Genomic DNA, 25,948 nt, shown 5'->3' on the forward strand with positions numbered 1-25,948 from the left:
AATGGGCTGGGAAAGGACGAAAGCAACAACGATGGAGTTGCCTCCTGAACCATCTTTTACGGGATGGCTGCTGGCTGGCGGTGTTGCCGCGGTTGTGGGGATTTTGCTGTTTATTCTGCATGCATCAGGCATGGTTAAGGCACTGGCTGTATTCAATATCTGGTGGCTGGCATCCAGCCCGTTTCTTGGCTGGTTTTTCCTGTTTTGTTTGCGGGGGTGGCTGTGGGGCAGAATCGTCAGCGAACATCAGTTTTTGCAGAAGGAAGCTGAATACGGACAGCAACAGTGGGAAGTATGGGCTGGACGCTATCTGGCCGTACTTGGCAGCAGCATACTGCTGCCTTCCGGAGTGACCTCTGACGCCATTGCTAAATCTGATGCTGCAGATGCGCCGCAATTGCTTTCACTGACCTGCCATTTTGATGTGAAATCGACGACGCCCACCTCCTTGCTCGAAATGGGACTGGCCGGTATACAAGAGGCGATATCAATGTTGCCTGCGACAGTACCGTTCAATGTCACCATTGTGAGCGACATAATTTCGTCAGACTTCGAGACCCGGTTTCGCAAATCATGGGGAAAAATTTATCCTGGGCGGGCGCTGACAGGTTCGATTTCATGTTGTGAAGCCCTTTCTTTTGCCTGGATCGAAGAGCGCCTTAAAAATCCCGTTTTCGATATTGATTTGATCCTGATATTGCAGAATCAGGGGGCTGAACAGTATTCCGATGCACTCGCGGCGTTGATACTTACCAGCGATGATGTTGCTGGAAAATACCATCTTCCTCACTCTGCCCGCATCTTGCGACCAATGCTGCTGGACATGCCAAATTTCAGGGCTGATATGGGGTTGTTCCTCGAAACACAAACGATCGCCTGTCAGACATCAAACGTGTTCTGTGATTACGGGCACTGGAATGACGGGTTTGCTGATCTAATGACGGCGTCTCAATCACATCTGACACCGTGGGTGCCCCAGGAGATTGATGTACTGGAAAAATATAACGGAATTCCAGGGAGCGGGAGTGCGTGGCTTCTGGCCACATTACTGGCCGACATCGTGTCCGTCAGCAACAAACCTGTTTTAGGGTTGTTTACCTCAGGTGCTGATCGTTTTGTCAGTACTGTTACCTCAGGGAGTGGAAATAATGATGCCGGGTAGTACATGGAGCAGAGGGGGGCTTGTCGGCATAGTAGCCTGCATCTCAGCGATTATAGTAGCCGTGATCCTGCATTTTGGTCCTTCGTATGGCCTTGATACCCGACTGAAGCAAGTGCTTGCATTTGTTGCCGTATGGATAGTCCTGCTGATTGTTTTCTATACGCCGTTTATGTTCCGGTACATGCGGGAAAAGTATCACCGCTGGCGGGAACAAAAGAACAATGCGCTGCCTTCTGATGAATCAAGAGTTGCCCGGACTCCGCCCCGCAATGTCACCGTTGATACTATCCGTGACGCCATGCGTAACCTCTACGGCCGGCGCTGGGGCCGCAAAACACGCATCCTGCTGGTCACTGGCACCGCCTCTGAAGTGGAGCAACTGACTCCGGGTCTTACAGCTCAGCTCTGGCAGGAAGACCGCGGCACGCTGTTGCTGTGGGGCGGTGACCTCAATACGCCGGCAGACAGTGCCTGGCTGACTGCGCTGCGCAAACTGCGTCGCCGCCCTGTGGATGGGCTGGTGTGGGTCACCTCGGCCTTTGACCAGCTTTCAGCTCCTGGTCTGGAACAGCCGCTGCCGGTACCGTCTGAAAGCACCATGGATTCCCTGTCTCACGCCATCAGCGCACGTATGGAAGCGCTTGGCTGGCAGCTCCCGTTGTATGTCTGGTCCCTGCACCCGCGTGCCGGTAAGCCGGAAGGACGGGTTGTACAGGCGACCGGCTGTCTGTTGCCTGCCGGTTGTCGCACCGAAGGGCTGGCAGAGCAACTCTCCGCCCTGACGCCGGATCTGACCTCACTGGGCCTGCAGCAGACCTGCGGTGAAGTGAAACATAACTTCCTGCTGACGCTTGCCGACCAGCTCATTCGTGAGCCGCAGAGCGTGACCACACCGCTGTCGGTGATGCTCAATCCGTACCGCCCGCTGCCGCTGGCCGGCGTGGTGTTCAGTCAGCCCTCTGCCGGTGCTGAACGTTCCGTGACGCACCACTGGGGCATGGATAAGCGCTGGGATATTCTGCCTGAATCAGTCCGGACGCTTCCGGCAGGACTCCGTCCGCGCAAACCGGGCATTCCCTGGCGTAAAGTGTTTGTGTCAGTCGCTGCCCTGACGATGGTGGGCTGGGCTGTGTGGATGGGTATCGCGTATGTCACCAACCGCAGCCAGATTGTCGGTGCGAATACCCAGGCCGCACTTGCCGCCCGACAGAATCAGCCCCTGGAGCAGCGCCTGTACGCGCTGTCTGAACTGCAGAAAACCCTGGCCCGTCTGCAGTACCGCTCTGAGCACGGAGTGCCATGGTATGAGCAGGCAGGACTGAGTCAGAACAATGCCCTGCTGGCGGCACTCTGGCCACGCTATCAGGACAGCGCACTGCCGCTGTTGCGGGATGCAGCTGCAGACCATCTGCAAAGACAGATTAATGCCTTTAACGCACTGCCGCCGGCCAGCCCGCTGCGTGAGCAGATGGCAAAAACCACTTATGACCAGCTCAAGCTCTACCTGATGCTGGCCCGCCCGGAACACATGGACGCCGCCTGGTTCAGTCCGGCGCTGCTTCGTGACTGGCCAAAGCGTGATGGCGTGAAAGACGGCGTCTGGCAGGGTGTGGCGCCGTCACTGCTGTCGTTCTATGGCGCGCATCTGGTTGCACATCCTGAGTGGAAATTGCGGGCAGATGAGAACATGGTCAGCCAGGCGCGTTCCCTGCTGGTTCGTCTGATGGGCGTACGTAACAGCGAATCAACCCTGTACCAGAATATGCTCTCTCAGGTGGCGCACCTGTATGTTGATATGCGCCTGGAAGATATGACCGGCGATACCGATGCATCCCGTTTGTTCAGCACCACGGAAATCGTGCCGGGGATGTTTACCCGCCAGGCCTGGGAGCAGGCCGTACAGCCTGCCATTGAAAAGGTGGTGAAGGCGCGCCGGGATGAGCTTGACTGGGTACTCACTGACAGCAAGCGTCAGGTGAATAAACAGGACGAGACCTCGCCGGAAGCGCTGAAAAAGCACCTTACGGAGCGTTACTTCGCTGATTTCGGTGGTGCGTGGCTGGCGTTCCTCAACAGCCTGCGCTGGAACCAGGCCGCGACGCTGTCGGATTCCATTGACCAGCTGACCCTGATGGCCGACGTGCGTCAGTCACCTCTGGTGGCGCTGATGAACACCCTGAACGTGCAGGGGCGGACCGGACAGACCGGCGAGGCGATTTCAGATTCGCTGGTGAAGTCAGCGAAGAACCTGCTCGGTGGTGATAACCAGGATGCCATTGACCAGAGTGCAGGCGTTCACGGCCCGCTGGATGCGACCTTTGGTCCGGTACTGGCGCTGATGGACAAAAACCGGACAGGAACACAGGAACTGAGCCTGCAGTCGTACCTGACCCGCGTGACGCAGGTGCGTCTGCGTCTGCAGCAGGTGACCAACGCTGCCGACCCGCAGGCAATGACCCAGACCATTGCCCAGACTGTATTCCAGGGCAAGGCCGTGGACCTGACCGAAACCCGCGACTACGGCAGCCTGATTGCCGCCGGTCTGGGACAGGAGTGGAGCGGTTTTGGTCGTTCGGTGTTTGTGAATCCGATGGAGCAGGCCTGGCAGCAGGTGCTGACTCCGGCGGCCGACAGCCTCAACACCCAGTGGCAGCAGGCGGTGGTGGCTGAGTGGAACAGTACCTTTGGTGGGCGCTATCCGTTTAACGACTCCAGCAGTGATGTCTCCCTGCCGCTGCTGGCTAAATACCTTAACGCGGATTCAGGGCGTATCGCTCAGTTCCTGCAGACCCGTCTCAAAGGCGTGCTGCACAAAGAGGGCAATCACTGGGTACCGGACAGCATCAACTCGCAGGGGCTGTCGTTTAATCCGGCGTTCCTGAATGCCATCAACACCCTGAGTCACATTTCGGATGTTGCCTTCACCGAAGGCAATGCCGGGATGAACTTCGAACTGCGGCCAGGTACAGCCGCTGGCGTGATGCAGACCGACATGATTATCGACAGCCAGAAGCTGACGTATGTGAACCAGATGCCGGCGTGGAAGCGCTTCACCTGGCCTGCAGATACTGAGGCTCCGGGGGCGAACCTGAGCTGGATAAGCACACAGGCGGGCACCCGCCAGTATGCCGATATTCCCGGCGCCTGGGGCTGGATACGCCTGCTCGATAAAGCCGCCGTCAGTGCTTATCCGGGCGTGGGCAGCAGCTACAGTTTGAGCTGGAAAGCCCAGGACGGTCGCACGCTCAATTACACCCTGCGTACCGAAGCCGGAGAGGGTCCGCTGGCGCTGCTGAAACTGCGCAATTTCCGCCTGCCGGAAACCATCTTCAGCACTACCGGAGTTGCACCATCAGGCCAGGTCGCCAGTGCGAACAGTAATGCAGAGGAGGTTTACTGATGAGCACGCTCAATGCCTTACTCAGTGCCTGCCAGACAGAACAGGAACCATTGCTTGTAGCGACCCGTGAACGTGTGGCGCAGTGGGAAAGCTGGCTGCAGCCGCTGTCCGGTTCATCGCCCGCTGGAGAAGACCCGGGCTATGACGATGACTTTCAGCAGATACGCGAGGAGATTAATAAGCTCTCTGGCGCCAACATGGAGCTTATTTGCCAGCATGCGGAAAAGATTCTAACCACCGTTGCGAAAGATATTCGTGTGGCAACCTGGTACTGCTGGGCGAAGCTGCACCGCGAAGGAGAGCAGGGGCTGGCTGAAGGACTCGAACTGCTGGCCGGCCTGCTGGAGCGCTTTGGCACACAGCTGCACCCGCAGCGTGACCGCAGCCGTAAGGCGGCACTGGAATGGCTGGCAGGATCGCGCATGACTGACTCCCTTTCCCTGTACCCGGAAGTGGTCAGGATCGATGCGATGCGTACCACCGGAGCGCTGCTGCTGATAGCCGGGCTTACTGAAAATGAGCCGGATGAAATCCGCCCGGAATTCAATGCGCTCTACGGTGCGCTGGAAAGCCGTCTGCAGAAAGCGGGGGGCGTGGATGCGGTGGTACCGCAGAACGCCAGTACCAGCGAAACCCCGTCGTCTTCCAGTCACAGCGATGCCCCGGCCATCGGGCGGATAACGTCCGGTCAGGATTTGCTGGCGCAGGCCCGTACCCTCACCGAGTACCTGCGCGAGCAGCCGGACGGCTGGCTGTCAGCACACCATCTGATGAAGAGCCTGCGTCACGACACCCTGCGGGACATCCCGGCTCCTGATGCGCAGGGGCGTACACGCATCGAGCCGCCAAGAGCAGATCAGCGCGCGTTACTCAAACGCCTCTACCTGCAGCAGAACTGGGCCGAAATGCTGGAAAAAGCCGACAGCACGTTTTCCCGCGGTGCCAATCACCTGTGGCTGGATTTGCAGTGGTACATCCACCAGGCGCTGACGAAATCTGGCAAGGACACCCTGGCTGACATTATTGCTGCCGACCTGAAAGGACTGTTGTCGCGCCTGTCCGGGCTGGAGACGCTGGCGTTCAGTGACGGTACCCCGTTTGCGGACGAAGTGACGCAGAACTGGATCCAGCAGAGCGTGCTGGACACCGTCGGTGGGTGGGGCAACGGCACGCCATCAACCCCGGTCACCGCCGGTAACGACGACATTCTGGCGCTGGAGCCGGAAGCTGTGGCGCTGGCCGACAGTGAAGGTCCGGATGCCGCACTGGGCTGGTTGCAGAGCCGGCCGGGCATGACCACCGATCGTCAGAAGTGGCTGTTGCGTCTGTTGATGGGTCGCATTGCTGAGCAGTACGGTAAAAATGAGCTGGCGGTGCACCTGTTTGCAGAACTGGGTGAGCGTGCCCGTGAAGTGACCCTCAGTGACTGGGAGCCTGAGCTGTTGTTTGAAGTCCAGGCCCGCCATCTGAAACTCCTGCGCCTGAAAGCCGGTCGCAGTGAGGCTGATAAAGCCCGCCTTACGCCAGTAATGGACCAGCTACTTGCCGGGCTGATCGCTATCGATCCTGCCCGTGCCGCCGTGCTTTGCGGTTAAATCCACAGGAACAAAAATAAATGGAAGATTTGACCCTGCGTTATTACGACGCGGAAATGCGCTACCTGCGTGAAGCCGCGAAAGAGTTCGCGCAAACCCATCCCGATCGGGCGGCAATGCTCGACCTGGATAAGGCCGGTACACCCGATCCGTATGTTGAACGCCTGCTTGAAGGGTTTGCCTTCTCAATGGGGCGGCTGCGCGAAAAAATTGACGACGACCTGCCGGAAATGACCGAAGGGCTGGTCAGTATGCTCTGGCCACACTACCTGCGCACGATCCCGTCCCTCTCGGTGGTGGTACTGACCCCGGCCCTGCATGCCATGAAAATGGCGGAAGTGGTGCCCGCAGGCCTTGAGATATATTCCCGTCCTGTGGGGCCGAAGAACACCGTCTGCCGCTACCGCACCACCCGTGATGTGATGCTCAACCCGCTGAATATCTCTGGGGTGACCATGACCACTGAGCCGGACGGGCGCTCGCTGCTGCGGATGCGCTTTGCCTGCAGCACCCAGGCGGACTGGTCCCATGCTGATCTCAGCCACCTGAGTCTCTATCTTGGGGCGGATGCCCCGGTCAGTAGCCAGCTGCACCTGATGCTGACCAGACGACAGGCAGCTCTGTATATGCGTCTGCCCGGGCAGACCGACCGCATCCGGCTTGACGGGTATTTCTCGCCGGGAGGATTTGCCGAAGAGGACGGGCTGTGGCCGAAGGGCGATACCGCCTTCAGCGGCTACCAGCTTCTGCTGGAGTATTTCACCTTCCGTGACAAGTTTATGTTTGTCCACCTTAACGGCCTGGACGGCATTACGCCGCCTGCCGGTGCTGAGTACTTCGACGTCGAAGTGGTGTTCAGCACACCGTGGCCATCAGACCTGCCGGTCACCGATGACGCGGTTCGTCTGCACTGCGTACCGGTGATTAACCTGTTTACGCTGGAAGCCGACCCGCTCACCATTACCGGGCTTGAAAGCGAGTACCTGCTGCGCCCCAAACGTCTGCAGGACGGACACACCGAGATTTATTCGGTGGATTCGGTGACAGGCTCAAACCGGACCAGTGACGCAGAGTATGTGCCGTTCAGCAGCTTCAGGCACAAGGGCGGGATGATGCGCCGTCATGCACCACCCCGTTACTACCACACCCGCGTGAAGCGCAGCGTGACCGGGTTGTATGACACCTGGCTTATCCTTGGGGGGCACCAGTGGGAACAGGACCGCCTGTTTGAGCGTGAAGCCGTATCGCTGCAAATCACCGGCACCAACGGCCAGCTGCCGCGCCGTGCACTACAGAGTACGCTGCTTGACCGCTGTGAGCAGGTGGTCAGTACACAACTTTCAGTACGCAATCTCTGCAAACCGACGCTGCCAGTCTATCCGCCTTCCGAAGACCGGTTTCACTGGCGGGTGCTGAGCCATCTGGGATCCGGTTTCCTGAACATGATGAGCACCGCCGAAGTGCTGCGCGGGACGCTTGCGCTCTACAACTGGCAGGAAGATGAACTGAACACCCGACGTCTGGAGGCGATTCAGCATGTAGCGCACCATCGCCTTCAACGTTTTGAACAGGGCTACCTGCTTCGGGGGCTGGATATCGAAGTGACCCTCGACAGCAACGGCTTCACCGGTGAGGGCGATATTCACCTGTTCGGTGAAATGCTCAACCGGTTCTTTGCACTGTATGCCGATATGAACCAGTTTAACCAGCTCACCCTCATTGTTCAGCCAGAAGGAAAATGCATCCGGTGGAAAGAGAATCACAGTCCGCGTCTGCCCGGCTGATAGTGCAACTGGGGGACCGGCTGCCATATATCAACTTTTACCGCTTCTGCCAGCTGCTGGAGCAGAGCCAGCCAGATAAACCGGTTACGGGCAGTACCTGGCAGGTACGTCATGAACCGGTACGTTTTCGGCCACACCCGGGGATGGGCTTTCCGGCATCTGAAGTCAAAGGGATTGAGCCGTCTGAGCATTCGCATCTGCCGCCGACGGTACGCATCACCTTTATGGGGCTCTATGGCGTGGAGTCCCCGCTGCCAACGCACTATATCGATGACATCACCCAGCGCCGGGAAGGGTATGAGGCCACCGCGGATTTCCTCGATATCTTCAACCACCGGCTGATTGCTCAGTACTACCGTATCTGGCGTAAATATTCATACCCGGCGACTTTCGAAGAAGGCGGTAAGGACAAAACCTCGCAGTACCTGCTGGGGCTGGCCGGGCTCGGGATTAACGGCTGCACGGACAGCATCGCGACCCCGGCTTCGCGCTTTCTGGCACTGCTGCCGGTTATGTTGCTGCCGGGGCGTACCGCAGAAGGCATGGCCTCGCTGGTGCGACTCCTGGCACCCAACACGCAGGCGAAAATCTGGCACCACGACAAACGCCGTGTGCCGCTGAAGAAGCCACTGACCATGAGCGTCAGCCAGCCCGTCACCCTGACAAACCGACCGGTGATGGGCAACTATGCCACCGACGTAAACAGCCAGGTACTGATGCGCCTGACAACCACTGACTCAACTGAAGTGCTGGGCTGGTTACCGGGTGGGGAGCTTCACACGGATTTAATGGCGCTGCTGCACGTGTATATTGGGTCTCGTCTGGATGTCCGGCTGCAGCTGTGTGTCGACCGTAGCCTGCTCCCGGACGCGACAATGAGCGCTAAACCCAACGCCGGCGCAGTGCAGCTGGGCCGCACCGCAGTGATGCGGCCGCTGAATGCAGCGAACACCCTCACGCACTCCAAAACCATAACCATCAATCTGGGCCGCTATGAGCGGGTACAGGAAAATATTCACCGCAGGGAGACCGATGAAGATGGCGATTACCGCTGGTAAATTTCCTCTGGCTGCACTGGCCGCTGGTATCACCTTGATGCTGGCGGGGTGCGGGCTGACTCAAAAAGTGACAGACGGTACCGTTGCTGTGACCAAATCGATATTTTATAAGCAGATAAAGACCCTGCATCTGGATATTCGGGCCCGTGAGGCAGTGAACAGCAATGCAGGCGGCGTGGCACTGTCAACGGTGGTGCGAATTTATCAGCTAAAGGACCGTAAAACCTTTGACACGACGGACTACCCGTCACTGTTTAAAGCCGACAGTCAGGCCATCAGGGCGGACCTGGTGGCAGAGAAAGATATCCGCCTGCAGCCGGGTGGCGCGGTGACGGTCGATATGCCGATGGAGGAAAATGCGCAGTACGTGGCGGTGGCCGGAATGTTTATGTCGCCGGACCAGGTGAACAACACCTGGCGCGTAGTCCTGAGCCGTGATGACCTTGACCCGGACAAGGCGCGGGTGATAGAGGCCGGCAACAACCGCCTGACCCTGAAGGCGCTGAAAGATGAGTGAGTCATCCCGTCCTTCGTTGTATGAAACTCTTTATGGCAACTTCACCGGCGGCCTCGACCTGCACCAGGTCAGCGAGCAGAACCAGGTCATATTGTCCGTACTCGACAATATGCAGCGTATCCTCAACTGCCGCGCCGGCACGCTGGCGCACCTGCCGGACTATGGCCTGCCGGATATGACCAGAATCCTGCAGGGGATGCCGGGTACCGCCCATGAGCTGATGGGGACCCTGTCTGAGGTGCTGCTGAAATATGAGCCCCGTCTGAAGAAAATAGCGGTCGTTCTGCTTGAGCAGAACGTCCCCGGTGAGTTGCGTTATGCCATTGATGCTGAGCTGAAGGGCATTGGCCCTGTACGCTACGGCACTGAATTTATGCCCGAAGGCCGCGTGCTGCTGCGACACCTGAAGAGTCAGCAGTATGTGGACTCAGCAACCCGTCTCTGAGGTCAGATAACATCATGTCACTAAAATCACAGTTTCTGAAACAGCTGCAGGCCAGACAATCCGTGCCGGTCCCGTCCGCTACCAGGTGTCAGGCCGATATCGCAGAGTTTCACCTGAGAATGACGCTGCTTCAGGAGCAGATGGATACGTGGCTCGACGGTACCGGGCTGAATGTGGGGACGTTCAGCGTCTCCGTTACGGACCTGCTGGCGGAGGTCGGAGCATTTGATATCGCCGGCATCGTTCTGCGCATCGACGACCGGGCGGTAAAGTTTACGCCGGTATTTTTGTACGGTCAGGGCGTGGTCGGATGTGTGGACGTGACCCTTCACGCAGAAGGGGTGATCACTTCACTGGGGCGTTTATTGATGCGGGCAGGTCAGCTTAACGACTGGAGGCTGACTTACCCCGGGGAACCTGCCCTGCCCGGAGAGCATTTTGATGAAGGCGCGTTTTTTGGCCTCATTTTATCGCTTCTGCCATAGCGCCTTCGGCAGGCAGTGGCTTCAGCGACCCGCGGGAAGCCGCTTAAACAGAAAACAAAGTCCCGTAAACGTGACAGGGATATTCAGCCATGAATGACATTACCCCACAAAAAATCAAAATCGGTGGTGATCCGCGCACGCTACCGGATTGTGCCGCCCTGCGTGATGAACTGAGCAAGCTGACCCACCCGGCCCGGCCGGACGTTAACTGGACGTATGCCGAAACGCTCTGCCTGAACCTGTTTGAACACAATGGGGTGGAGCTGCAGACGGCCGCCTGGTATACACTGGTTCGCTCACAGCGGACGGGATTAGCGGGGATGAATGAAGGCCTGGCCATTCTTGAGGTGCTGATCTGCCGCCTGTGGGGAAGCCTGTGGCCGCAGGCCGTTCATGCCCGGGTGGAGATCCTGAGCACGCTCGCCCGTCGACTGCAGCAGCACCTGCGAACGCAGGTGCCGGGCTATACGGACCTGATCGCCCTCTATCAGGCAGAACAACATCTTTCTGCGATCGCGGAGGCGCTGCAGCGCCTGGAACTCAGGCACCAGACAGGCCTGGATGCCCTCTACCAGCAGATCCGTCATGCCGCGGTCCGGCTTGAAAACAACAGCGACAGGACGCATGACGCACCGATACCGCCGGCCAGCCTTCCCGCAGCGGCGCTCAACAGTCATCCTCCTTCCCCGCGGCTGGTCTGGGTTCTGCCCTCCGCGCCTGAGCCCCGCGTTCGCGTCAATCCTGCCTCGCCATGGCGGCCTTTTGTCGCAGGGATGTTGGCCATGCTGGTTACCTGCACCCTGGTGATGTGGGGCGCCGGCCGTCTGACCACCGATCCTGACAGGCTGGCACTGATGTCCACCGTCGCGCCCCTGCCTGCCGTACTTTCGCCGGAACAGCTTGAGGCGATGTCTCCCCGCACCGCAGAGAACGGCAACGCATGGTTCCCGCAGGCTCGGGCACAGCTGGACATCCTGTCCCGTCTGTCACCGGTCTGGCCGATGAAGCACGGCAGCCTTCTCGTGCACCAGGCGCAGCATCTGTGGCCCGCGCAACCGCAAACCGTCGCGCTCGCACAGCAGTGGCAGAGCCTGCTGAACGCTGCCGCCGCATCGCCTGAAAGCCTGGAGGGCTGGTATCAGGGCATGTCCCGGCTGCAGAAACTGACCAGCCGCCTCAACGATCTGGATGAACAGAAAGGAAAGTACATGACGGTCAGCGAGCTTAAGTCGCAGATTTTTGCCATCAGCCAGGCCTTTAACCATACCGTGCCCGCGGAAGAGATGTTGCGCCAGCTGGCCTCCCGTCCGGAAGGCGCGCCGGAGCCTGCTGCCCTGCGCGAACAGACGGCACTACACCTGAAGCAGCTGCTGGCACGTTATGTCCTGCTCATTTCGTCACAGGAGGGGCAGGATGCCACACCGTGATCGCCGCCATGATACCGAACTGCCGGACTGGTTTTCGCCCGCGTTTGCCCATCTTGACGAGGCCGACCGCCGGCGGGTGATAACCCTCTGGCAGAATGAACCCGTGCTTCGCGAGCTGGCTGCCAGACTGGATAAGTTCCGGCAGCCGGAAACCCTGCGCTGCGCGTTGTGTCACAGCACACGCGTGTATCATGTTAACCCGTCAGCCCCTGAAAAACTGCACTGTAAAAGCTGCCACCGTAACAGCTCCCTGTACCACGGCACGCCGTTCTCGGGGCTGATGCATGCCCTGCACCACCGGCTGTATGCCATTCTGCTGACGCTCTGGGGATGCTGGCGAAAGGAAGAGGCGGTCTGGCTGAGTCACTGCATCAATAAGACCACCTGGGATCAGTATATCGTCCGCCTGACGCCGCTGTTACGCCAGGTTTCAGGCCGGTCGGTGACCGCGGTTCCCCGGTATGTGCTGGGATTTCTGCCCGGCGAACTGGGGCTTCACTGCCCGCACTGTGACTCGGCCTGGCTGAACTGGGGGGAGGCGGCCCCTGCGGATAACCCGCTAATCCACTGCGAAGACTGCCACCGGACGTTCCTGATGCATGATGTGACAGGGTCACCCGTGGGATCGCCGACAGTGCCGGATACCTTCTCCCCCGTGCCGGCTAACCGTGGGCGGGACATGGCGGTCCCCGCCTGGTTTCGCCGGGAGTTTGCCCACGTCACGCCGGGACAGTATCAGCACCTGCGAGAGGTCTGGCTGAGAGAACCTTTACTGAGGGAGGTCGCCGGTGAGCTCGATGCACAGAATCCCCTGATGGGGGGCGTTCATGCCTGCGTCCGCTGCGGCAGCACCGGTCTGTCGCAATACCACACGCCCGGTGTTGTCACCACCTATTACTACTGCGCAGCCTGTAAGTCCAGATTCAGCGAGGCGGAGGGGACCGTTTTTTATAAGATACCCCGGCATTTCTGGTACCGGCTCTACACGGTTCTGGTATGCCTGTGGACCTCCTGGAAACAGGCGCAAAGCCTGTCGGTGTGTCAGATCGGTTCGAACTGCGGTATCACACCGTACCGTAAACGGCTCAGACCCCTTATTGACGCCTGTCGCGGGGATAATCCCGTCACGCCGCGACCGCGCAAGATGCTCGGTTTTTCCCCGGCCGAGCAGGGCGTGAGCTGCATCTCCTGCACCTCAGGACATCTTGTGATGGAGGGGGTGACCAAAATTTCACCGGATAACCCTCTGGTGGTCTGTCGTGACTGCGGCGCGCGCTTTCGCCTGCAGGAATGGTTACAGGCGCGTGACGCCAGGTGACAAGGAAACGCGCTGCGTACAGCGCGAGACGTGGGGTATACCGTGTTTACGGTTAAAAAGAGTGGCGTGCGGTTTGACAGCTGTCGCCCATAAACGTCCTTCAATGAACTGGCGCATCTCGCCGGGTGTATTACCGTGGCGGTCCGCCTCGCCGGGCGGGAAGGAAAAATTTGCTCTCCCCTGCAGGAGCACCTGTTCGTGATGCAGTGGCTGGCCGCTGCAGTCAGGCATAAACTCTTTTCGCGCATGCGGGCGGCCAGGCGCAAGCCTGCACCTGAACCGGTTTACCGGAAGGTCATGCCGCTTGCGGACGCGCTCGCGCTCCTGGAGCAATGCTGGCCGTCCCTCGTTACGGACGGCCAGCCGCAGCTCCTGGCGGTCAACATCCGGGAGGCGATGGTGAATGACATTCGCCGGCGCGGGCAGGAGGTTTCCGTGAAGACGCTGAAACGCTGCCTTGCCGCCGTCACCCGCCCGGATGCGTATCTGGGCGCCATGACGGTGGGCGCGTGGCGTAAAAACCTTGCCGGTGAACCGGTCGCAGCGGTGAGTCCAGAGGAGGCGGCGTATGCCGTGGAGCGCAGGGCTCAGGAGCACGCTAAACACATGCGCAGGGCGGTCAGAAGCGTCGCCACCCGTGCACGAAACAAACTGATAACAACCGAGAAGAGAAAAACACAGGATGAACATGAATAAAACCCTTTCAGCCATGCTTGCCGCAGGCCTTCTGGTCTCCGGCGTGGCGGGTGCAGCAGAGAAACCTGCCGCTGCATTTACCCCGGAGCAGGAAGCCCGCATTGGTGAAATCGCGAAAGACTACCTGCTGGCCCATCCGGAGGTGCTGGTTGAGGTCAGCCAGAAGCTGCAGGCCCAACGGCAGGAGACGCAGCAGCAGGCGATGACGGCCGCCGTGGTTCAGAATCAGGCAGCGCTGCTGAACGATAAAGGCACGCCGTCATATGGTCCCGCTGATGCAAAAGTGACGGTCGTTGAATTCTTTGATTACCAGTGCATCTACTGTGCCCGCCTGGCGCCGGAGCTGGAGAAAGTGATAAAAGCGAACCCGGACGTGCGCTTTGTCTTCAAGGAATTCCCGATATTTGGCCAGCGCTGGCCGGCGTCACTCAGCGCGGCGAAAACCGGGCTCCAGGTCTGGAAGCAGAAGGGGGCCGATGCTTACCTCAACTATCACAACGCGATTTACGCCACCGGCCACAACGAGGGCAAGCTGACCGATGCTGATATCAGCGCGGCCGCAAAAGCCGTGAAGTTCGATGCGAAAACAGCACCAGACGTTCAGGGGACCCTGGATGGCATAAACACACTCGCGCAGCAGCTGGGCTTCAGCGGTACCCCGGCCCTGGTGGTTCTCCCGTCAAGCGGCGCCAGCGCTGATAACGTGACGGTTATTCCGGGATACACCAGCGCGGAGGCCCTGCAGCAGGCCATCAGTCATGCTGCCGGACAGTAACTGGCGTATGCGCGTACCTGAAAATGTTATTCTTACCGCCCTGAGCAGGGGCGGCTGCATCCGGACGTTCTGGCGTGCTTCTGCGTCAACGGCGGGCCAGCAGATACCCCGTATTCCTGACGGCTACACGCTGGTTTCTGCCGATGAGCGGGATGAAACTATCCTGAACCATACCGACTTCCTGTCGGTAGCCGACCACCTGACGGAGGCTGAAAAGTGGGAGCGGGTTGTCGGACCCGTGCTCTTTGGCGGCAGCACCTGGAAACTGCGCGCACCCCTGACGGACTGACGCTCCCGATATGACGGGTGCCCGCCCGGCACCCGGAATTAAAGCTATTGATATTTTTAATAATCATTGTATGAAATAAAGGGGGCACCTCCCGGCCATAGCTGCCCCAGTCGTCGCAGGTGATCATGCCGATGTTGAATGGTGTAAGCAGTGCCAGTAGCTCCCGGCAGGTTTTATCGGTTCGAGGACCGAAAGTGTAGGCCAGTACACCGCCTGTTTTGGTGTTGTACGCGTACCAGAGCCAGTGCTGCCGGGCTTTACTGCCAACGAAGCTCCATTGCTCATCAAGTTCGCAGATAAGCGCCACATCAGCATGGGCAACAGGCGAAGACGTTATTCGCTTTGGCGCGAGTTTTTTAAAGTCCGGATGACGGTGTTAATGCCAATTTTCAGTGTTCTGGCGGTATCGCGAACCCCGGCACTATTGAAGGCCATTTCAGTGATCTGCTCTTTAATACCCGGCTTACGCGCTTCATAAGCATAAGTGAGCTGAAACACATGGTGGCAGTCACGGCAGCGAAATCTGTCATGGCCTTTAGGGTTCTGACCATGGCGGTAGACCTGTGCAGACTGACAACGGGGACAATGAACGTTAACGCTGGCCATGAGATAACCTCAAAAGCCCGTATTATACATCAGATTCAACTAATTAGAGGCATCACCCAATTTTGGTGAGGCAACAGTGCGCGTTCGGTAACAAAAATGCTGAGTCAGTGCGCGCAGGGCGTTGTTGTCGGATACCGCCGGAGCGGGAAATCCAGCTTCCCGCTCCGGCGGTATCTGCGGTGTTCCTCAGGTACTGCGAATCAGCGGAGCAGTGCGGGCCGGATGTTGCCCGCAGCGTATTATTTACCACCTTAACCTGCAGGGAAGAAACTTATGTCAGCAGAGAAAAAAGTCCCGGCGACTGACGCCGTGTCGCGTCTTTCCGGCCTGATAAAGCACAAAAAACGGAGGATAACCAGAAATCCGCCCCCTCCGCCTGATATGCGAAAGAAACCTGCACAGGCTCCTGCGGCGGTGTTGCCATTACCGGCCACGCAGTTACCCGATGCGGTGAATACCCTGCGTCGGTTCTGGCCCGGTCTGTTTGACGGAGAACGTCCCAGGCCTGTGGTTGTGGGGATAAAAGACCAGCTGGCAGGGGACATTGATGCCCGGAAGCTGCCGTTAACGCTTACACAGGTGGCATTCGCGCTGAAAGCGCTGGTCAGGAGCGAGATGTATCTGGAGGGCATCAGGGAAGGGGCTTTCCGGTATGACGCCTCGGGCAGACCTGTGGGCATGGTCACGGAGGAGGAAGCGCTGACAGCAGAGGTAAAGCGAATATACCTGAGGCAAAAAAAAGCAAAGGCCGCACATTCCGCTGACTGACTGTACCTGTATGAGGCGTCTCCGTCACCGGAGGTGGCAGGCCGGTCAGGACCACAGGAATAATGTCAAACGCTTGCTGAATTTTTTGATACCAGTCACAGCTTCAATATTCCACAATCACTGATACAAAATAATATCATAATTCGCCTATATTAAACTCCGTTAACACCTTTACCACACTAAATTAATGGGTATTTTTACACGGAATGATGATGACCAGTATATCCGCACAGCTTGCTGCAGAACGTATCATTGACAATATTGAGAGCGCTGACTGTTTTCACAGGGTTGTCGCCGGCGAAAAGCAGACCATACCATTTCGTCAGAAAGAGACGCAGTACGTGTACTGTCTGTGCGCGGGTGAAGCAGAGGTCCGCAGGCTGTCAGACGATACCGTCGTGGCTTACGTCAAAGCCCCCGCCGTCACCGGACTGACCCTCCGGGAGAAGGATACGATCTTTCATTATCTCAGAACCACCAGACCGGCGGAGCTCATGGCAGTAAGGCAGGAACGCGCGCTGCGCCTTATCGAAGAGCAATCACTCTGGCAGGAGGCCTTCACACTTTGTGTGGATGTGGTAAATAAATGCTACATTCGCGATGAAGCATTCGCATCGCGAAACGTCTACGGGATTGTCAGACAGCACCTTGAAATGCTGTGGGAAATGGATGAAGAGCAGCGCAGCAGGTTTTCAGCCTTTGAGTTCATTCTTAGCCGGACGACCGTCTCACGCAGTTCACTGAACAAAATTCTGAAGGAGCTCAGCACCGGCGGATATATTACAATGCGCAGGGGAAGGCTGATGGATAAAAAGTCACTTCCGGCGAATTACTGATGTTCCGGCAATCCCGGGGTTTCTGTTGCATTAAGGGGGGCTGGCAAAATCCCCCTTATTTTCTCAAGTAACCAGTCATGTCTCTGATCCGAAAAGCCTTCAAACGACTCCATTTTTCTGTCGATGTCATCGCCCGGTGCGTTCGCTGGTACCTTGCTTATGCTTTGAGCCTGCGTGATCTCGAAGGTAAGCGTCACAATTAGACCGTCTGTGCAGCAGGCTCCGGTTCCGGGAAAATAGTGTCCATCATTTTTGTAGTGCGCCCCAAAAGTTAGACACCAGATCAAAAACTGAGGGCGCATGGCAAAATTTTCATTGGAATTCAAAAAGGAAGTGTCAGAGAAGTATCTGGAAGATGAGTTGAGTCTGAAATCTGTAGCCAGGATGTACGACATAAGCCCTTGCACGGTAAGAAAATGGGCTTATGCCTACCGGGAGCATGGGATCGGTGTGCTTACGGGTAAAAAGGGACGCTACTCTGCTGATTTCAAACTTATGGTAGTAAAAGAAGTTGTGGATGATGGCTTCTCTGTTCGTGAAACTGCGGTAAAACATGGGATACCAGCCTTTGGTACTGTATGTACCTGGCTTGAAAAATATAGAAAACATGGCGAGGATGCTTTCACCCGAAAAAATCAAAAGATCATCCCAGTGCCAGATAAAAGCATCACGCCAGTCCCACCACAGCCAGCATTAACCGATGTTGAGCGAGAGGAACTTGAACAACTCAGGGTCGAGAATGCCTACTTAAAAAAGCTGAAGGCCTTGGTTCAGCAGAAAACATGCTCAGCGCCCAGGAAAAAGTGAGCATTGTAAGTGAACTAAGGCAGGAATGGCCATTGTCCCGATTGTTAATCGTTGCTGGGCTGCCCCGGAGTACATTTTACTATCATGTAAAACGTCTTGCGGCTCCGGACCGATACCAGTCTGCCAGAGCGCTTGTGCTGAAAATTTATCACCAGCACAAAGGTCGCTATGGTTACAGACGCATCAGGCTGGCATGTCGTAACGAGGGGGTTTTACTTAATGGCAAAACCGTTAGAAAACTCATGAAGGAACTGGGTATTAGCAGCCTGATTCGCGTCAAAAAGTACCGTTCATATAAAGGAGAACAAGGACGAATTTGCGATAATCTCCTGAAACGCCAGTTTGACGCAGAACGCCCCAACGAGAAGTGGGTCACAGATGTCACTGAGTTTAAAGTGAATGGCAAAAAGCTGTATTTGTCGCCCATCATGGATCTTTATAATGGCGAAATCATTGCTTATAACCTCGCTAACCGCCCTCTACCTTCAATGGTGCAGACTATGCTCACGGATGCGCTGAAACAGTTGCCGAAAGACGAACACCCAATATTGCACAGCGATCAAGGCTGGCAATATCAGATGTCACGCTGGCAACGATGGTTAAAAGATAGTGGCATCGCCCAGAGTATGTCTCGTCGGGGAAATTGCCTTGATAATGCAGTGATAGAGAGTTTTTTTGGAACATTGAAATCAGAATGTTATTACCTCAATGAATATAAAAATGTGGATGACTTAAAGCGAGACATTATCGATTACATTGATTATTATAACCAATTGAGGATAAAGGAAAAACTTGGCGGTCTTAGTCCGGTACAATATCGATTGAGTCAGGCTGCATAAGTTGTCCAAGATCTGGGGCGCAGATCATTTTTAAATGGACACTATCGCTTGAAACACCGGACATGGCTTCTCGAGGTACTTCGCCTCCACTTTGAAGAAAAACTGCCGCGCATTGAGGCCGGACGCCGGTTAGGCATCCCCAAAACCACGGCCTGCGATCTCTTTGTTCGCTTCAGGAAAGCCGGTCTCTCCTGGCCTTTGCCGCCACGGATCAACGCAAAAAACCTGGATAAACGCCTTTACCGGCAGAACTCCCGAAAATCGTCCATTCTTCCCGTAGTCCCTGCGCTCTGCGAAATCCCTGTCGCCCGCAAACGACCACGACGTCCCAACTTCCCCCGCGACTTCAAAATCGCACTGGTGGCGCAGTCGATGCAGCCCGGCGTCAGCGTGGCACAGCTGGCCCGTGAAAATAACATTAACGACAATCTCCTGTTCAACTGGCGACGTCGTTATCAGCAGGAGCTGTCAGGGACTCCGGCCAGCACTGCTCCCCGTGACGCTGACCGCTACCGAAAGGCAGGTCAGCCCGCTGACACCCTCTGCGGAAGAGTCTCCCTGCTGCGAACTGGTTCTGCCCGTCGGTACGCTGCGTATCAGTGGAAAGCTGACGCCAGAGCTGCTGCAGATGCTTATCCGGGAAATGCAGGGAGGATGCCGGTGATATCACTCCCTGCGGGCTCCCGCATCTGGCTGGTCGCCGGCGTGACGGACATGCGCAACGGCTTCAATGGCCTTGCTTCCAGAGTGCAGAACACGTTACGGGATGACCCCTTCAGCGGGCATCTGTTCATCTTCCGGGGGCGTCGCGGCGACATGATAAAGGTGCTGTGGGCGGACCGGGACGGCCTGTGCCTGTTCACCAAACGCCTGGAACGGGGGCGCTTCGTCTGGCCGGTGACCCGCGACGGCAAAATCCACCTGACGCCGGCGCAGCTGTCCATGCTGCTGGAAGGCATTAACTGGAAGCATCCGCAGCGAACGGAACGCCCTGGAATACGCCTGTAACCTGCTGTAAAGTGGGGTTATGGAGACCTCATACCCTGATGAAAACGCCCGGCTCAGGGCGCTGCTGCAGGAGCAGCAGACCACCATCCGCAAAATGGCGGAGTATAACCGCCTGCTCTCACAGCGGGTGGCGGCGTACGCCAGCGAAATTAACCGGCTGAAGGCGCTGGTCGCTAAGCTGCAGCGGATGCAGTTCGGCAAAAGCTCCGAAAAGCTGCGTGAGAAAACGCAGCGCCAGGTGCGCGAGGCAGAGGAGCGCATCAGCGCCCTGCAGGAGGAGATGGCGGAGGTGCTGGGAGAGCAGCATGACCCGGTACTGCCCCAGCCGCTGCGCCAGTCTTCCTCTCGCAAACCGCTGCCGGCATCGCTTCCCCGGGAAACCCGCACGCTGTCGCCGGCAGAAACCGCCTGTCCGGAATGCGGTGGCGAGCTCACTGCGCTGGGCTGCGACGTATCGGAGCAGCTCGAGCTTATCAGCAGCGCCTTTAAGGTTATCGAAACGCAGCGGCCGAAGCTGGCCTGCTGCAGCTGCGACCACATCGTTCAGACACCCATGCCTTCAAAACCCATTGAGCGCAGCTATGCGGGGCCCGGCCTGCTGGCGCGCATCGTCACGGCGAAGTTCGCCGAACATGTGCCTCACTATCGTCAGTCAGAGATATACCGTCGTCAGGGTGTTGAACTGAGTCGTGCCACGCTGGGGCGCTGGTCCGGCGCGGTCAGCGAACTGATGGAGCCGCTGTACGACCTGCTTCGCCAGTACGTGCTGATGCCGGGTAAGGTGCATACCGACGATATCCCTGTGCCGGTGCAGGAGCCGGGCAGCGGCAAAACCCGCACGGCCCGGCTGTGGGTCTGCGTCCGGGATGACCGTAACGCGGGGTCACAACTTCCACCGGCGGTATGGTTCGCGTACTCGCCGGACCGGAAAGGCGTGCATCCACAGCAACATCTTGCCGGGTACAGCGGTATCCTGCAGGCGGACGCGTACGGTGGCTACAACGCGCTGTACGAAGACGGCCGCATCACCGAAGCGGCGTGTATGGCACACGCCCGCCGAAAAATCCACGACGTCCACGTCCGCCTCCCAACAGATATCACAACCGAAGCACTGAGGCGCATCGGCGAACTGTACGCCATCGAGGCGGAGATACGCGGCAGTCCGGCAGAGGAAAGGCTGGCGACCAGAAAAGCCAAAGCCATACCGCGGATGCAGTCGTTGTATGACTGGATACAGGAACAGATGAAGGTGCTGTCGCGCCACTCGGATACGGCGAAGGCGTTCGCCTACCTGCTGAAGCAGTGGGACGCGTTAAACCTGTACTGCAGCAACGGGTGGGCGGAGATCGACAACAACATCGCGGAGAACGCACTACGTGGCGTAGCCCTGGGCAGGAAGAACTGGCTGTTCGCGGGTTCAGACGCGGGCGGTGAACGTGCTGCGATCCTGTACTCGCTGATCGGCACCTGCCGGCTGAATGGTGTGGAGCCGGAGGCGTGGCTGCGCTATGTCCTGGGACATATCCAGGACTGGCCGGTAAACCGGCTGCGCGACCTGCTGCCGTGGAAAACCGATCTCACATCTGCATAAGCGTCAATACGGTCTGGATGTGACGCTTACTCTCGAAGATAGTTCGATACGTTTTCTGCAGCCAAAGAGCTACTGGCCAGTGGATTGCAGCCCAAGGACGTGGGCAAGAATCTCAGCATGTCCATTCCTACGCTATATCGCTGGACTCCTGCCTCTGCACACGTTTCTCGTACTTTATTTTCCGTTTTCTTAGGCGACTCCTGCTGGAACTTAATTTAAGTTTCTGCTTTTATTTGGGGGCTCTATGAATTTCAGGATTTTTTCTATATGCGGCTTTATGATATCATCGACCTTACTAAGGTCACAATTTTCATGGCCAGTTGGTATATAAGGGACATTAGTGTACACAGGTTCATGGAATTGCATCTGGCAATACCTTGCAATATAAAAAAATGGAGCCCATAATTTCATGACATCATAATCCATTTTTTTTCTTTCATATTCCTCCATAGATCCACCACCTGTAACAGATATCATAAGTTCTTTCCCTTTTAATTTATCACCTGTAACTCCCGAGCATAAATCAGGAGTGAGAACATACTGCTCCCATTGCTTTAATAATGCCGGAGCTCCATACCAGTACATTGGAAATTGGAATATAATTTTTCCCGCATGCAACAAATCACTTTGTTCTATGGCGGTATTTATTTTAAAGTCAGGGTATAACTCATAAATATTTTTTATTTGTGTGCCCTCAATGTGTTTTAAGCCACTAATGATTTTTTTGTTGTAGATTGATTTATTTATATCAGGGTGCGCCAGGATAATTAAATTTTCCCCCATAACTTATCTCCTTTTAGTTTGATGATGAAGAGTTTAAATTGATTTTATTGCAGCTTGCATAACAGTCTTGTTTATATTAGCATGTAAATACGAAATTTTGGTTTTCTGGTTCACTAAACACCTCCATTATGGAGGTAAGTTAAGAGCATATTTCAACAGAGATTTATTACAGACGATAAGACCACAGACAAAATGCAACATGGCCTCGTAATTTTGGGCCTTCTTTTCCCATCGGGTCAGGACCCGCCGAAAGCGATTCATCCAACTATGAGTCCTCACGACAACACAGCCATGGGTTTTGAAGTACGTGTTTTTACTTCCGTAAGATTCTTCCTTACAGGACTGGATATGCGGCTCGTGGCGACGGCTCTGTAGATACTTTTCCAGCCAGCCTGCTTCGCAACCTTTGTCCAGGCAGAGCCTGATTTTTTGCCCCGCACGACCCGTCTGAAATGCATCGGGCGTATCTGCAACCAGTTTGATATCGTACGTGTTCGAAGCTGCGACGGCCAGCGACAGAGGAAGCCCGCTGGAATCTGTCATCAGACTGCGCTTTACGCCTTGCTTCCCTCTTTCTGTGGGATTACGGTCTGTTTTTTTATCCCTGCCAGCGGCGATTTAATCATACAGCCGTCCATCGACAATCAGGACCAGTCAATGCCGTCCAGATGCCCACAGGCAAGCAAATCATTCTGTCAGAAGTGCATTCTGACGCATGATTCGGTATACGTTTTTAAAATTATACAATATCAGATTAAGTGATATTTAAGACCTTCCTCTTCTAATGATTCAATGACAGACTTCCTTTGAAGAATTCGGTTGTAATAACTTACAATATGCGTGTATTTTTTCAAATCAATTCCAATATACTGACACCAGGATAACACCACGAACATATAAACATCAGCAATAGAGAAATCACCTACCAAACTCTCTCGATTGTTTAAACATGAATTCAAAAATGAAATTTTCTTTATTGCCTGCTCCATAAATAAATCACCAGAGCCTTCTGGATAATCGTTTTTATAAAATATTAAAGTGAAGTTTTTATGCAATTCAGATGCAATGTAATTTAACCACTCCTGAACCTGGTAACGTTCAAAACTTCCATTATCAGGGGAAATCATTTTTCCGTTATACTTATCCGCCAAATACTGTAATATTACAGATACCTCTGTCAATTCTCTACCATCATCGAGAACCAACAAAGGGACCGCATTTTTCTTATTAATAGTGTCTTCATATAATATCCCTTCTGAAGTGTAAACCTTATACCCATTACCAACTTTCTTTTTCTGAAGCCTGATTGATTCATGTTGAATGTTTAGTTCATTCATCACAATACGAACAGCTAAAGAACAAGAACCTACAATATAATAAAGCTTCATAAAAAAACCTCCAAAAATCAACTAAAAACAGACTGCTACAAACAAAAACGGCAATCAGTAATGCACTCAATATCCAGGGCAGTAAATCCCTTACTTTCAGGTTAAAAACTCGCCGGAAACCTCATTTTATCGTCATAAGTGCCACAACCTCCCGCAACTATTACGCTCCCGACGATAACATCCATGGTCAGGATATTTTTAAAACGATGATTCATTTTCCTAACCATCAAGGATAAGTGATGTCATTTTCCCAAAACTCATCGATAATCCACCATTTTCTGCCTGCAATATTTTCCTTCAGAAATTACTAGTTAAGACATTCTGACAATCCCTTCTGGGATAGGTTATTATTATGCATTAGCACCACCATCAACAGTAACCAAAGCACCAGTCATAAATGTTGAAGCACTACTGGCAAGAAACACAACTACATTTGCTATTTCTTCTGGTGTACCTAATCTTTTCAACGCTGGCGTTTGATCTGCTCCTTGCAAACCAGCAGTCATGTCTGTTGCGATCGGCCCTGGTAAAACGGCGTTTACGGTAATATCTTTTGAAGATAAATCTAGTGCCCAGGCACGAGTTAATCCTGAAATTGCAAACTTAGTCATTATGTAAGCACTACAACCAGGAAATGCAGCTCTCTCACCAACCATACTACTAATGTTTATAATCCTTCCACCAGGTTTCATCTTTTTCACTGCCGCCTGAGTAAGACTGAAGACCGAACGAACATTAACCGATAACTGAAATTCAAATTCAGACTCATCAATATCACCTATCAAACCAAAAGCATTAAACACACCTGCATTATTTACCAGTATATCAATCCCTCCAAATTTCTCGCTAACCGAATCAATTAGCTTAGACATGCTTGATGGGTTCTTTGCATCCATTTTTAAAAGCATTACATCAGAACCCATTGCTTTTATTTTATTTAATAATAGTTCGGCTTTCTCTTTTGAAGATGAATACGTTAATACTATGTTAGCACCTTTCTTCGCTAATTCAATTGCTATAGCAGCACCAATACCGCGAGAAGAACCAGTAACCAATGCAACCTTATTATCAAATTCTTTCATACTTGACCTTCTCATTAATCTTGGCAGGAATTAATTCGGATGTTACTTAATTTTTAAACATGTAATAATATAAATTGAAAACTACCTCGTAGTTCCAATATTTCCCTTCTTGCAAAGAAAAAACAACTCAAGCAATTTTCAAATTATATAATTACCATAAAATCAGTAAAGTGCAATATTTAAAATTACACATTATATAAAATGGTAAATCCTTGGTACCCTGTATCGGTAATTCCCGGCAAACGAGATGCTGCTGCCTCTCTAAGCTTCTTCCGTAAAGCCATCAGGCAGCATAGCATGGTGAGCCGGAGGTGGTTGTCGACAGGAAGCCGTTTAACATATTGTTTTACATTGATAAAAATAGCTATTCCATTAGCTGTAGCCTACCGGAACAGGCGTTGCTGGCAACGGCGAGGTCTGAAGCTTCCGGGACAACGAGATCGGGTGTCAGCCCGGGGAGGCCCCCGTTAGGGAGCCTCCCTTGCTACAACCATCATGCGTAAGTGTTAAGTGAGCACCGTATTGACGATTATTTATTGGTGAACTCTACGTTCCATGGCAGGCGTTCGGCAACTTTGTTCAACGGCCACTCCGGCAGTACGCTCAGGATATGGCGAAGGTAAGCCTCCGGATCGATGCAATTGAGCCTGCATGTCCCGATAAGACCATACAGCAGTGCTCCACGCTCGCCACCGTGGTCACTGCCGAAGAAGATGTAGTTCTTTTCCCAAGACAGACCGCTCGTAGCGCGCGTTCTGCGGCATTGTTATGTGTGCCTTGCAAGGCACGATCTTTCCGTCGGTGAAAGTCCGACCCGGCTAACTCTCGCTCCGGCCGGAAGTTCAGGGGGCGGTCCAGGAGGTAACGAATGGGCTGAAGCTCTCCCTGAAACGGCTTCTTAAGGAAGTCAACAGGTTATGCGGGCCGTAACGTGAGTGAACACTGAGCAGGCCTCGAAATGCCGTCGTGGGTGCTGACACGCCATAATAACGGGGAAGGCCGACGATGACCGGGAAGAGAGTGAGAAATGCACCGGTCATACCCACCGGGGTAGTGGTGACAGCACGCATAACGATTGATCGATCGTGCAACAAGGGAAGTCCATAACGATGCCCGCCCGGCAGACGGGCAACGACGCCCCGTGAGGGGCTGAGTCGGTTGTTATGGATGGCGGATGGGGGTGTAGTAGTGAAGAGACTGAGTAATGTCAGAGGAGCGAAGGCCACCTGTTGCAGTACCAGTGTACCAAGCAGGAAGAGCCCGGGGATTGGCATCAGCCTAACAACTCC

Annotated in this window: 21 protein-coding genes and 5 pseudogenes; 20 read left to right on the plus strand and 6 right to left on the minus strand. The window is 55.0% G+C overall.

Annotated elements, in window-relative coordinates:
• Position 1 precedes the first annotated feature (1 nt).
• The 13 genes from KGP22_RS22550 to KGP22_RS22610 all read left to right on the plus strand — a co-directional run bounded on the left by KGP22_RS22550 (position 2) and on the right by KGP22_RS22610 (position 14,951).
• Positions 2-1,162, plus strand: coding sequence for a hypothetical protein (locus tag KGP22_RS22550; RefSeq protein ID WP_223582657.1), 1,161 nt, complete (start codon positions 2-4; stop codon positions 1,160-1,162).
• Positions 1,149-4,562 carry an ImcF-related family protein gene (locus KGP22_RS22555; RefSeq protein WP_223582659.1) on the plus strand — a complete coding sequence of 1,138 codons (3,414 nt, stop codon included), beginning with the start codon at positions 1,149-1,151 and terminating at the stop codon, positions 4,560-4,562. Before KGP22_RS22550 ends, KGP22_RS22555 begins: the two co-directional genes overlap by 14 nt.
• Positions 4,562-6,157 (plus strand): type VI secretion system protein TssA, encoded by a 1,596-nt coding sequence (gene tssA, locus KGP22_RS22560; RefSeq protein ID WP_223582667.1) that lies wholly within the window; start codon positions 4,562-4,564, stop codon positions 6,155-6,157. The genes KGP22_RS22555 and tssA overlap by 1 nt, the downstream gene beginning before the upstream one ends.
• Before the next feature lie 20 nt (positions 6,158-6,177).
• Positions 6,178-7,941 carry a type VI secretion system baseplate subunit TssF gene (gene tssF, locus KGP22_RS22565; RefSeq protein WP_223582669.1) on the plus strand — a complete coding sequence of 588 codons (1,764 nt, stop codon included), beginning with the start codon at positions 6,178-6,180 and terminating at the stop codon, positions 7,939-7,941.
• A complete protein-coding gene (tssG, locus tag KGP22_RS22570; protein ID WP_223582678.1) occupies positions 7,896-8,999 on the plus strand; it encodes a type VI secretion system baseplate subunit TssG in 1,104 nt (367 codons plus the stop codon). Before tssF ends, tssG begins: the two co-directional genes overlap by 46 nt.
• A complete protein-coding gene (gene tssJ, locus KGP22_RS22575) occupies positions 8,980-9,516 on the plus strand; it encodes a type VI secretion system lipoprotein TssJ (RefSeq protein WP_223582680.1) in 537 nt (178 codons plus the stop codon). Before tssG ends, tssJ begins: the two co-directional genes overlap by 20 nt.
• Positions 9,509-9,961, plus strand: coding sequence for a type VI secretion system baseplate subunit TssE (gene tssE / locus KGP22_RS22580; protein ID WP_223582682.1), 453 nt, complete (start codon positions 9,509-9,511; stop codon positions 9,959-9,961). The genes tssJ and tssE overlap by 8 nt, the downstream gene beginning before the upstream one ends.
• 14 nt (positions 9,962-9,975) lie before the next feature.
• Entirely contained in the window at positions 9,976-10,446 is a 471-nt protein-coding gene (locus KGP22_RS22585; RefSeq protein ID WP_123061157.1) for a hypothetical protein, read from the plus strand.
• A gap of 89 nt (positions 10,447-10,535) precedes the next feature.
• Positions 10,536-11,873 carry a VasL domain-containing protein gene (locus tag KGP22_RS22590; RefSeq protein ID WP_223582685.1) on the plus strand — a complete coding sequence of 446 codons (1,338 nt, stop codon included), beginning with the start codon at positions 10,536-10,538 and terminating at the stop codon, positions 11,871-11,873.
• Positions 11,860-13,191, plus strand: a complete 1,332-nt coding sequence (locus KGP22_RS22595) for a hypothetical protein (RefSeq protein ID WP_223582686.1) — start codon at positions 11,860-11,862, stop codon at positions 13,189-13,191. The genes KGP22_RS22590 and KGP22_RS22595 overlap by 14 nt, the downstream gene beginning before the upstream one ends.
• Positions 13,192-13,326: 135 nt before the next feature.
• Complete coding sequence (finO, locus tag KGP22_RS22600) at positions 13,327-13,887, plus strand: fertility inhibition protein FinO (protein ID WP_223582687.1); 561 nt, start codon at positions 13,327-13,329, stop codon at positions 13,885-13,887.
• Positions 13,880-14,662, plus strand: a complete 783-nt coding sequence (locus KGP22_RS22605) for a DsbA family protein (protein ID WP_123061154.1) — start codon at positions 13,880-13,882, stop codon at positions 14,660-14,662. Before finO ends, KGP22_RS22605 begins: the two co-directional genes overlap by 8 nt.
• Positions 14,646-14,951: a cytoplasmic protein gene (locus KGP22_RS22610; RefSeq protein WP_223540697.1), complete on the plus strand. Its 306-nt coding sequence runs from the start codon at positions 14,646-14,648 to the stop codon at positions 14,949-14,951. Before KGP22_RS22605 ends, KGP22_RS22610 begins: the two co-directional genes overlap by 17 nt.
• An 82-nt stretch (positions 14,952-15,033) precedes the next feature.
• Here KGP22_RS22610 and KGP22_RS22615 read toward each other — a convergent pair.
• Positions 15,034-15,557 (minus strand): annotated as a pseudogene (locus KGP22_RS22615) (IS1 family transposase); the annotation flags it as partial.
• Between the two features lie 273 nt (positions 15,558-15,830).
• On the opposite strand from KGP22_RS22615, the gene KGP22_RS22620 reads away from it, so the two are divergent.
• From KGP22_RS22620 to KGP22_RS22650, 7 genes and pseudogenes are all read left to right on the plus strand, one after another.
• Complete coding sequence (locus tag KGP22_RS22620; RefSeq protein ID WP_223582688.1) at positions 15,831-16,325, plus strand: ProQ/FINO family protein; 495 nt, start codon at positions 15,831-15,833, stop codon at positions 16,323-16,325.
• 212 nt (positions 16,326-16,537) lie between these two features.
• Positions 16,538-17,161, plus strand: a complete 624-nt coding sequence (locus KGP22_RS22625) for a helix-turn-helix domain-containing protein (RefSeq protein ID WP_223540699.1) — start codon at positions 16,538-16,540, stop codon at positions 17,159-17,161.
• Between the two features lie 77 nt (positions 17,162-17,238).
• Positions 17,239-17,346 (plus strand): annotated as a pseudogene (locus tag KGP22_RS22630) (IS6 family transposase); the annotation flags it as partial.
• A 115-nt stretch (positions 17,347-17,461) separates the two neighbouring features.
• Positions 17,462-18,807 (plus strand): IS3 family transposase gene (locus KGP22_RS22635; protein WP_123060779.1). Its coding sequence is split into 2 segments (ribosomal slippage): positions 17,462-17,944 and positions 17,947-18,807, totalling 1,344 coding nucleotides; the frame shifts between segments, so codons are not numbered across the junction.
• Between the two features lie 48 nt (positions 18,808-18,855).
• A pseudogene (gene tnpA, locus KGP22_RS22640) lies at positions 18,856-19,471 on the plus strand (IS66-like element accessory protein TnpA).
• Positions 19,468-19,815 (plus strand): IS66 family insertion sequence element accessory protein TnpB, encoded by a 348-nt coding sequence (gene tnpB / locus KGP22_RS22645; RefSeq protein ID WP_143345776.1) that lies wholly within the window; start codon positions 19,468-19,470, stop codon positions 19,813-19,815. Before tnpA ends, tnpB begins: the two are co-directional and overlap by 4 nt.
• 19 nt (positions 19,816-19,834) lie before the next feature.
• Positions 19,835-21,406, plus strand: a complete 1,572-nt coding sequence (locus tag KGP22_RS22650; RefSeq protein ID WP_223582689.1) for an IS66 family transposase — start codon at positions 19,835-19,837, stop codon at positions 21,404-21,406.
• 210 nt (positions 21,407-21,616) lie between these two features.
• Here KGP22_RS22650 and KGP22_RS22655 read toward each other — a convergent pair whose 3' ends face one another.
• The 5 genes and pseudogenes from KGP22_RS22655 to KGP22_RS22675 all read right to left on the minus strand — a co-directional run.
• Entirely contained in the window at positions 21,617-22,189 is a 573-nt protein-coding gene (locus KGP22_RS22655; protein ID WP_223582690.1) for an NAD(P)H-dependent oxidoreductase, read from the minus strand.
• A gap of 126 nt (positions 22,190-22,315) precedes the next feature.
• Positions 22,316-22,890: pseudogene (locus KGP22_RS22660) on the minus strand (IS5/IS1182 family transposase); the annotation flags it as partial.
• A 48-nt stretch (positions 22,891-22,938) separates the two neighbouring features.
• The gene (locus KGP22_RS22665; RefSeq protein WP_143345833.1) at positions 22,939-23,577 is read right to left on the minus strand and encodes a glutathione S-transferase N-terminal domain-containing protein; all 639 of its coding nucleotides are present in this window, start codon (positions 23,575-23,577) and stop codon (positions 22,939-22,941) included.
• A 350-nt stretch (positions 23,578-23,927) separates the two neighbouring features.
• Positions 23,928-24,659 (minus strand): 3-oxoacyl-ACP reductase family protein, encoded by a 732-nt coding sequence (locus KGP22_RS22670; RefSeq protein WP_143345834.1) that lies wholly within the window; start codon positions 24,657-24,659, stop codon positions 23,928-23,930.
• 529 nt (positions 24,660-25,188) lie between these two features.
• Positions 25,189-25,427, minus strand: a pseudogene (locus KGP22_RS22675) (transposase domain-containing protein); the annotation flags it as partial.
• Between the last annotated feature and the right edge of the window lie 521 nt (positions 25,428-25,948).

The organism is Enterobacter sp. JBIWA005, assembly GCF_019968805.1.
Taxonomy (GTDB): Bacteria; Pseudomonadota; Gammaproteobacteria; order Enterobacterales; family Enterobacteriaceae; genus Enterobacter; species Enterobacter vonholyi.